Source organism: Nitratireductor luteus (genome assembly GCF_026162365.1).
GTDB classification, from domain to species: Bacteria; Pseudomonadota; Alphaproteobacteria; order Rhizobiales; family Rhizobiaceae; genus Chelativorans; species Chelativorans luteus.
This window is the reverse complement of record NZ_JAOANW010000025.1, coordinates 18,506-27,325: the sequence shown is the minus strand read 5'-3', so window position 1 is coordinate 27,325 and position 8,820 is coordinate 18,506. Positions and strand designations below refer to the sequence as shown.

The 8,820-nt window shown below is 62.9% G+C and carries 6 protein-coding genes, 1 tRNA gene and 3 pseudogenes; 4 read left to right on the top strand and 6 right to left on the bottom strand.

Annotated elements, in window-relative coordinates; translation table 11 throughout:
* Window positions 1–49: 49 nt before the first annotated feature.
* Both N1058_RS23280 and N1058_RS23275 read left to right on the top strand, forming a co-directional pair.
* A tRNA-Met gene (locus N1058_RS23280) sits at window positions 50–126 on the top strand.
* A 364-nt stretch (window positions 127–490) separates the two neighbouring features.
* Window positions 491–721, top strand: a complete 231-nt coding sequence (locus N1058_RS23275; protein WP_265519973.1) for a DUF6429 family protein — start codon at window positions 491–493, stop codon at window positions 719–721.
* A 4-nt stretch (window positions 722–725) separates the two neighbouring features.
* On the opposite strand, the gene N1058_RS23270 is transcribed toward N1058_RS23275, so the two are convergent.
* The 6 genes and pseudogenes from N1058_RS23270 to N1058_RS23245 form a co-directional block, all read right to left on the bottom strand.
* Window positions 726–1,340, bottom strand: a complete 615-nt coding sequence (locus N1058_RS23270; RefSeq protein ID WP_265519972.1) for a plasmid pRiA4b ORF-3 family protein — start codon at window positions 1,338–1,340, stop codon at window positions 726–728.
* A pseudogene (locus tag N1058_RS23265) lies at window positions 1,337–1,567 on the bottom strand (transposase domain-containing protein); the annotation flags it as partial. The gene N1058_RS23270 and the pseudogene N1058_RS23265, both read right to left, overlap by 4 nt.
* A gap of 21 nt (window positions 1,568–1,588) precedes the next feature.
* Window positions 1,589–1,786: pseudogene (locus tag N1058_RS23260) on the bottom strand (helix-turn-helix domain-containing protein); the annotation flags it as partial.
* A gap of 205 nt (window positions 1,787–1,991) precedes the next feature.
* Window positions 1,992–2,168: pseudogene (locus tag N1058_RS23255) on the bottom strand (cell division protein FtsZ); the annotation flags it as partial.
* 67 nt (window positions 2,169–2,235) lie between these two features.
* Window positions 2,236–3,540, bottom strand: a complete 1,305-nt coding sequence (gene fabF, locus N1058_RS23250) for a beta-ketoacyl-ACP synthase II (protein ID WP_265519971.1) — start codon at window positions 3,538–3,540, stop codon at window positions 2,236–2,238.
* Window positions 3,541–3,583: 43 nt separating this feature from the next.
* Entirely contained in the window at window positions 3,584–4,162 is a 579-nt protein-coding gene (locus N1058_RS23245; RefSeq protein ID WP_265519970.1) for a TetR/AcrR family transcriptional regulator, read from the bottom strand.
* An 85-nt stretch (window positions 4,163–4,247) separates the two neighbouring features.
* On the opposite strand from N1058_RS23245, the gene N1058_RS23240 reads away from it, so the two are divergent.
* The gene (locus tag N1058_RS23240) at window positions 4,248–5,357 is read left to right on the top strand and encodes an efflux RND transporter periplasmic adaptor subunit (RefSeq protein WP_265519969.1); all 1,110 of its coding nucleotides are present in this window, start codon (window positions 4,248–4,250) and stop codon (window positions 5,355–5,357) included.
* Window positions 5,357–8,467 carry an efflux RND transporter permease subunit gene (locus N1058_RS23235; RefSeq protein WP_265519968.1) on the top strand — a complete coding sequence of 1,037 codons (3,111 nt, stop codon included), beginning with the start codon at window positions 5,357–5,359 and terminating at the stop codon, window positions 8,465–8,467. Before N1058_RS23240 ends, N1058_RS23235 begins: the two co-directional genes overlap by 1 nt.
* The last annotated feature ends 353 nt before the right edge of the window (window positions 8,468–8,820 follow it).

Sequence of the window (8,820 nt, the reverse complement as noted above, 5' to 3'; positions counted from 1 at the left end):
AACGGCCCGCAAACAAGCAGGCCACCCGGAAAAAAAACCGGATCGGTGACGCGGGGTGGAGCAGCCCGGTAGCTCGTCAGGCTCATAACCTGAAGGTCGTAGGTTCAAATCCTACCCCCGCAACCACTTTCGTCATAAATCACTGAAAATACAGATATAACAATGGCTTAGCGCCGCCTCCCGCCCTCAGGGAGGTGCATCGCCGCACGTGCGAGCTTGTTCCGCGCGGCTGGCCTTCGCATTCTGCTCTACACGCGTGGAGCCCAACGCGTGTCGGAAAGTCCGTAATCTTGCCCATTCAGGTTGGCACATCATGGCAAATTTCTACTTACATTAGCATTTCCTAACGCTAAGCTGTAAGCATCCGAGCAAGGCCGCTGGATTATCGCGTGCGGGAATGGTGACGAGCGGTCATGATGACTGCCAGTCCGGGTAGCCTCCCTGCGGTTCAGACTGCAGCAGTCGTTGTTCTCCATGTTAAGCTGTGCCCATGGAGATCGACACCGACAAGATTGATGACGCCGTGCTGGGCCTTTTGTGGCTGACGCTGCACGATGAGAGACGTGCCTGGAAGGGATTTTCCTGGAGCGCTTTGGATCGGCTGCATGAGAAGGGGCTGATCGCCGATCCCGCCAACAAGGCCAAGTCGGTGGTGTTGACGGACGAGGGATTGAAGCGGGCGGAGGCGCTTTTCCAGGCGCTGTTCACCCGCGCGAGGTGAACGGTTATTCGCCTTTCTGGCGAGACCTTCCTCTTGGGGCCCTGGTCCAGTGACGCGCCAGCTTTGCGAGCGCCTCCTCGATGGAAGCGACATCGAGGTATTCCGGATCGAAGCTTTCCTCGCCCCACCATTCGGTCAGTTCGTGGTGTCGCTCGTGGACGGGATCGGCCAGCGCCTCAAGGAACTCCTGATATCCCCAAGGCCCGCCGACATCCTCCGGCGGGCAGCGGCCCGTGGCATCGATAAGCCGTGGATAGATGAGGCCCGCAACCGCCGGGGCAACACGCTCGATCTTGATGACATGTTCCCAGCCGTCGCCGAAGTCATAGATGTAGCGGAACGATTTGGCTCCGATGTCCTCGACGGCATCGACGAGCGTCGTCTTGCGCGCATCCAGCGGGTCGTCGCCGAAGCCCCAGTCGGGGTCAGGGATCCCGAAGCCGACGTCGCGGAAGCGGAACTCGTAAAGGTGCGTGTCGGTCCAGCCCACGGCTTGCTGGATGACGGTGTGCAGGCGATCGAGCCTCAGGTTCAACGGAACCTCCAGCCGCCGCATGACGGCAGGCTCGACATCGTCGAGGACAATCTTGAGGCGGGCAATGGCGGTCGCTGCCGTCATGCTGCCGCCTGCGCGTCTGCAGTAGACCGCTTTGTCCAATTCCACGGCAACAGCGCCGGTAGCCGGCTTTGCGACGTGCCAGCGATACGGGCGAAGACATCCGCCAGCCATGCCTGCGGATCAACGTCGTTTAGGCGCGCCGTCATGATGAGCGTGACCATGACGGCGGCTCGTTCGGCGCCGCGGTCGGAGCCAGCAAACAGCCAGGCGCGCCGGCCAAGGGCCAACATCAGGTAGATCGGCCTGTCGGTATGGGCCAGGAGCCGCTTGGCCTCGAGAACGATCCGCCGAACGATATACTCCTTGGCACTCAAGCCAACCGCATCTCTGGTCGCGCGGTTGAGGCTTTTCTGGGTGCAGCCGAGCTCTTGCGCATAGGGGGCGAGCTGGTGCCAGCTGGAAAAGTTCGCATCTAGTAATTCTCGAAACTTCGCAAAACGCTTCAAGGACGGGCTGCGCCGGGTGCCCGTCGCACTTTGCCGACCTTGGAGCAGGGTTCAGCCGCAGGATGAGTGTACAGAGCTGGTACCTGAGGAGCGTGTGAACAATATCCGCTCGCGCGTCGCTGCGGGCATCTTCGGCCATCGCAACGATGGCATTCGTGGTGGCTCGAAAGTCGTCGCGACCCCACGATCGTGTGGTCCGGCATTCCATCTTGGCGCGTCCCATATCGCGCATCACGGCTCTCACGTCGGCGAAATCGAGATTGATCAGTCCCTCCTTCACGATCAGATCGGTGATGCAGCCGACACCCTGATAGAGAACACGATCCGCCGTTGCGAATGCATCCGCGAAAGTCGTCTTCGCATCGGCGACCCGGAAAAGGTCGGTCACCTGCTCGGGAGCCCAAGGCTGAAGCGGTTCCGGAAACGCGGGGGCGGTCGGCGGCAGGGCTTCAATCACCGGGCTTCCCGTTGCTCTTGCCGGCCAACTCCTCCGTCCAGCGCCGGAACAGCGCGCTGGCATTGACCCCGCCGAAGCCGAAGCCATTGGCGATTGCGTAGTCCATCGCCATCGGCCGGGCCTGGGTTGCGACGAAGTCGATCCGGTCGCCGGCTGGATCGGGAGCGCTCAGATTGAGGGTCGGCGGTGCCACCTGATCCCTGAGCGCCAGGATTGCGAAGATGGCACCAAGCCCACCGGCGGCTCCGAGCAGGTGTCCGGTCGCCGATTTCGTTGCGCTGACGGCTATGGCGGAATTGGTGCCGAAGACACTTCTGATCGCCGCGATTTCCCCCCGATCACCGACCGGCGTGGAGGTCGCGTGGGCATTGAGGTGGCGAACCTCACGCGCTGAAATGCCGGCCTGGGCAATCGCGATCTCCATGGCTCGGCGGGCACCGTCGCCGTCCTCGGGACCGGAGGTGACGTGATGAGCGTCCGCCGTCGTGCCGTAGCCGACAAGTTCGGCGAGCGGTTTCACGCCGCGCGCAAGCGCATGGCTGAGTTCCTCGATGACCAGGATGCCGGCGCCTTCGCCCATGACGAAGCCGTCGCGCGCCGTGTCGAAGGGGCGTGAGGCCTGAGCCGGCGTCTCGTTGAAGCCGGTGGACAGGGAACGGGCCGCGGCAAAGCCACCGAGACTGACGACATTCATGCATGCTTCCGTTCCACCGCACACGGCGATGTCGGCTTCACCGGCGCGGATGAGGCGGGCCGCATCGCCGATCGCCTGGATGCCGGCCGCGCACGCCGTCACCGGTGCGCCGAGTGGACCCTTGAAGCCGTAGCGGATCGAGATGTGGCCGGCGGCGAGGTTCACCAGAAAGGATGGCACCGTGAAAGGCGACAGGCGGCGGGCGCCGCGGGTGTCTACCGTGCGCACGGCCTCGGTTATGGCAGGAAACCCGCCGATGCCCGAGGCGATGATCGTCGCCGTGCGCAAGCGATCCGCTTCCGAGATGGGTGTCCATTCCGCCTGGGCGAGCGCCTCTTGCGCAGCCGCGAGCCCGAAGAGGATAAAGCGGTCGACTTTGCGCTGGTCCTTCGGCGCAAAGACGGCATTCGGATCGAAGCCGGCTTCGGGATCTTCCTCAAAGGAGGGAACCACGCCGCCAACCTTCGCCGGCAAGTCTCCCACCATACCGTCCGGAAGCCTCTGGATGCCCGAGCGACCGGCCAGAAGGCGCGACCAGGAGGCTTCCACATCGGCAGCGAGGGGCGTGACCGCTCCCGTGCCTGTAACAACGATCCGTCTCATCAACTCTCCAATCAATTCGCGTGTGCGCCAGCGCGCACGCTGTTCAGGCGGCGACGGCTTCGCGAACCTGTTCGGTCGCTGCATCCAGAAAGGCCTGGGCGAGGTCGGGGTTGTTGACGACGCGCGATAGCACCATCGCGCCGACCATCGTCGAGAGAACGGCCATGGCCTTGCCATTGAGCTCTTCGCCGTCGGTTTCGCCAATCAAACGGCCGAGATTTTCGAGATACTCCTTGATCCCGGCTTCGAACGATGCCTTCACATCGTCGCCCTGTCTGGCGGCATCCGAGCCGAGCGCTGCGATCGGACAGCCGTCCATCCTTTCTCCGCGATGGTCCATGCTGAGGTAGAACGCGATCACGGCACCAAGCGGATCCTCGGGGTTCGCCGCAGTCGCGGTCGACCATCGGTGGGTGGCGCTCTCCATTGCCCGCCTGGACGCTTGCGCCGCAAGATCCTCCTTTGATGCGAATTGCTTGTAGAAAGCGCCTTGGGTCAGCCCGGCGCCCTTCATGAGATCCTTAAGGCCGATGCCGTCAAAGCCATGCTCCCGAAAAAGGCGGCTTGCCACATTGATTACGGTTTCGCGGTTTTCTGCTGCCTGCTTGCGACTCACGCGCATCGTCAATCCCCTTTTTAGATTGCATTTGTAATCTATAACCTATATAGAGTGCGAACGCAATCTATTTTGATATGAGGCAATGAGCGTGAAAAAGAGATCCGTTATTGTGCTGGGGGCGATCGTGATCGCGGTGTCAGGGGCGGCGGCATTCGCTACATTTGCCATTCCCGCGCAGGAAGCTTCTGCCGTGAGCGACCCGAGACAGGAACCGCCGTTCGTCAGGCTGGTGTCGGTAGAGCCGGTGGCCGGGTCCGAACGCAGTTTCACGGGTATCATCGGGGCGAAGGTGGAGAGTAATCTCGGTTTTCGCGTCCCCGGCAAGATCGTGGAACGGCTCGTGGACGTCGGTCAGGAGGTCGAAGCCGGTCAGCCGCTTATGCGGATTGACGATACCGACCTTCGCTTCGCGCTCACGGCGAAGCGCAATGCCGTTGCCGCGGCGCGTGCAATAGTTGCTCAGGCAGAACCGGATGAGCGACGATACGCCAGTTTGCTCGATGGTGGATGGGTTCCCCGGCAGCGCTACGAGCAGGCGAAGGCGGCGTTGGAGACGGCCGAGGCGCAACTCGCCGCCGCCGAAGCCGAGGCACGGGTGGCCGAGAACGAGGCGACCTACACAGTCCTGGTGGCGAATGCTGATGGAACGGTGGTCGAAACGCTCGGCGAGCCGGGGCAGGTCGTCTCCGCTGGTCAGCCAGTGGTCCGGATCGCTCAGGCCGGTCCCCGCGAAGCGGTCGTCGCACTTCCTGAAACGATCCGGCCGGCGATCGGCTCGGTGGCCGAGGCCAGCGTGTATGGTGGCGACGAGCGTCGCTATACGGCACATCTGCGGCAGTTGTCGGACTCCGCCCATACCCAGACCCGCACCTATGAGGCCCGCTATGTGCTCGACGGAGAGGCCGCGACAGCACCGCTTGGTGCGACGGTGACCATTCGTCTTGCAAGCCAGGCGAGCGAGCGGCAAGTCCAGGTGCCGCTGGGAGCCGTGCTCGATGATGGCGAGATGACCGGCGTCTGGGCCGTTGACCGCGCCACTTCGACGGTAAACTTTCAGCCCGTCCAGCTTGTCCGTGTGACCAGCGAAACCGCCGTGGTCTCCGGCCTGAACACCAGCGACCCAATTGTCTCGCTCGGCGCTCATCTCCTGCAGGAGGGCGCTCTCGTCAGGACTGCGCCTGAAAGCGGGGACAAGTGATGAACCTCAATCTTTCCGCGATCGCCGTTCGCGAGCGCGCCGTCACCCTGTTCTTCATCCTCCTGCTGGTGGCCGCCGGCGCCTATGCGTTCCTCATGCTCGGGCGGGCGGAGGACCCCAACTTCACCATCAAGACCTTGACTGTCACCACGGCCTGGCCGGGCGCGACGGCGCGGGAGATGCAGGATCTGGTCGCCGAACCGCTGGAGAAGCGGCTTCAGGAGCTGAGCTGGTACGACCGGGTGGAGACGACCACACGGCCAGGTTACGCGTATATGACTGTCACGCTGAAGGACAGCACGCCGCCGTCTGTCGTGCAGGAGGAGTTCTACCAGGCCCGCAAGAAGCTCGGGGATGAAGCCCGCAACCTGCCGTCCGGCGTCTATGGCCCCTTCGTCAATGACGAATACTCGGATGTGAGCTTCGCCCTTTATGCGCTGAAGGCCAAGGGCATGCCGATGCGTGAACTGGCGAGGCAAGCCGAGGTGATCCGCCAGGACCTCCTGCACGTGCCCGGTGTCAAGAAGATCAACATTTTGGGTGAACGTCCTGAACAGATATTCGTCGAGTTCTCTTACGCCAAACTGGCAACCCTCGGCGTCTCGGCACAGGATATCGTTGCCGCCTTGCAGCGGCAGAACACCGTCACACCGGCAGGCTCGATCGACACAAAGGGGCCACAGGTCTTCATCCGGGTCGACGGCGCATATGATAGTGTCCAGGCGATCGCCGACACGCCGATTGTCGCTGCCGGGCGAACGCTGAAGCTCTCCGATATCGCCGAGGTTCGCCGTGGCTATGAGGATCCACCCACCTATCTCATCCGACGCCAGGGTGAGCCTACCATCATGCTGGCTGCCGTCATGCAGGAGGGTTGGGACGGCCTCGCGCTCGGCAAGGCGCTGGAGGACAGGACTGCGACCATCGCACAGACATTGCCACTCGGGATGACGCTCGACAAGGTGAGCGACCAGGCCGTCAACATCACCTCGGCGGTTGACGAATTCATGATGAAGTTCGCGATGGCACTTGGCGTTGTCCTGCTGATCGCCCTGATTAGCATGGGTTGGCGTGTCGGCATCGTCGTGGCGGCCGCCGTCCCCCTGACGCTTGCCGTCGTGTTCCTCATCATGCTGGAAACCGGCCGGTTCTTCGACCGCATCACGCTCGGCGCCCTCATCCTGGCGCTCGGTCTTCTGGTGGACGACGCCATCATCGCCATCGAGGTGATGGTGGTGAAGATGGAAGAGGGCATGGACCGCATCAAGGCAGCGGCTTATGCGTGGAGCCACACCGCTTCGCCGATGCTGTCGGGAACACTGGTGACCATCGCCGGCTTCCTGCCGGTGGGTTTCGCCCGCTCGACGGCCGGCGAATATGCCGGCAACATCTTCTGGGTCGTCGGGTTCGCGCTTATCGTCTCCTGGTTCGTCGCGGTGATCTTCACCCCCTATCTCGGCGTCAAGATGCTGCCCGAGATCAAACCGGTCGAAGGCGGCCACCACGCCATCTACGACACGCCAAACTATCGGCGCCTGCGGCGCCTCATCACCTTTGCCGTGCGCCACAAGTTCGTCATCAGCGGTATTGTGGCCATCGCCTTCGCGCTTTCCGTCGTCGGCATGGGTTCCCTCAAACAGCAGTTTTTCCCGACATCCGATCGCCCCGAAGTGCTGGTGGAGGTGCGCCTGCCGGAAGGCACCAGCATCGAGACGACGACCGCCACGGTCGAGAAGATCGAAGGCTGGCTGGACGAGCAGCCCGAAGCCGAGATCGTCACGAGCTATGTCGGTCAGGGCGCTCCCCGCTTCTTCTTCGCGATGGCGCCGGAACTGCCTGATCCTGCCTTCGCCAAGATCGTCGTGCTGACACCGGACTCGGAGGCGCGCGATGCCTTGAAGCACCGGCTCCGAGAGGCGGTGTCACAGGGACTTGCGCCCGAGGCCTATGTGCGCGTCACGCAGCTCGTGTTCGGACCCTACACGCCGTTCCCGGTCGAGTTCCGGGTCATGGGACCCGATCCCGTGCAACTCTACAGTATTTCCGAAGACGCCCTCGACATCATGCGGGGCGTCCCGGATGTACGGCAGGCCAACCGCGATTGGGGCAATCGCACGCCCGTGCTCCGCTTCATCCCGGATCAGGACCGGCTGAACCTCATCGGCCTCTCGCCGACCGAGGTGGCCCAGCAGCTCCAGTTCCTCCTCACGGGCATCCCCGTCACGCAGGTTCGCGAGGACATCCGCAATGTCCCCGTCGTGGCGCGCAGCGCCGGGGCTGAGCGGCTGGATCCGGCGCGGCTGGCGGATTTCTCGCTGATGAGCCGCGACGGCCGCCAGATCCCGCTCGACCAGATCGGCCATTCGGAAATCCGTCTGGAAGAGCCGATCCTAAAGCGCCGCGATCGCACGCCTGTCATCACGATCCGCTCGGACATCAACGAAGCGACCCAGCCGCCGGAGGTTTCCAAGGAGATCATGAAGGCCCTTCAGCCGCTGATCGCGTCGCTTCCGGCCGGCTATCGCATCGAATTGGGCGGATCGATTGAAGAGGCTGAAAAGGCCAACACCGCGCTGGCCAAAGTCTTCCCGGTCATGATCGCCGCAATGCTGATCGTCATCATGCTTCAGGTGCGGTCCTTTTCGACAATGTCGATGGTCATGCTGACGGCACCGCTCGGCCTTGTCGGTGTCGTGCCGGCGCTGCTCATCTTCAACCAGCCCTTCGGCTTCAACGCCATTCTGGGCTTGATCGGGCTGGCCGGCATCCTGATGCGCAACACGCTGATCCTGACCGAACAGATCAAGGAGAATCTTGCGGCCGGCCTCGACGACTACCACGCCGTCATCGAGGCAACGGTACAGCGCACGAGGCCCGTGATCCTGACCGCTCTTGCCGCCGTGTTGGCCTTCATCCCTCTCACGAGTTCCGTCTTCTGGGGATCGATGGCCTATACGCTGATCGGCGGCACGGCGGTCGGCACGGTGCTGATCCTGCTCTTCCTTCCCGCGCTCTATGCCGCGTGGTTCCGGATCAAGCCGACTGCTGACGAGGTCCATGAGGGTGCAGTGGGGGAATCGGAACTGCGAGTAGCGGTGGCTGCCGAATAGAGCTCGCCCGTAAATGCGAGCCCGGCAGATCCAATAATCATTCCGGAGGCATCCATGACCTCATTCACTTGGGGATCGCGATGGTGCTGGGTGTGACGATCGGACTGCTGACTCTGCTGGTGGGCCTGATCCTCTTCATCGCGGCGCAGATTGCAGACATCAAGATCGATCAGATGATCTTCGGAGGTGCCGATTGACGTGATCTTTCGGCGCAGGCCTCGATCTCGTCGGCGATAATGTTCAGGAACCACGCCTCTTCTGCGGCGCGGCAGGCGGCATCCACCTGCTCGGGCGTCCCGACAGAGAAATCGTGAGCCTCGCCATGGGTCGGTTCGAACCGGAGGGTCTTGCCT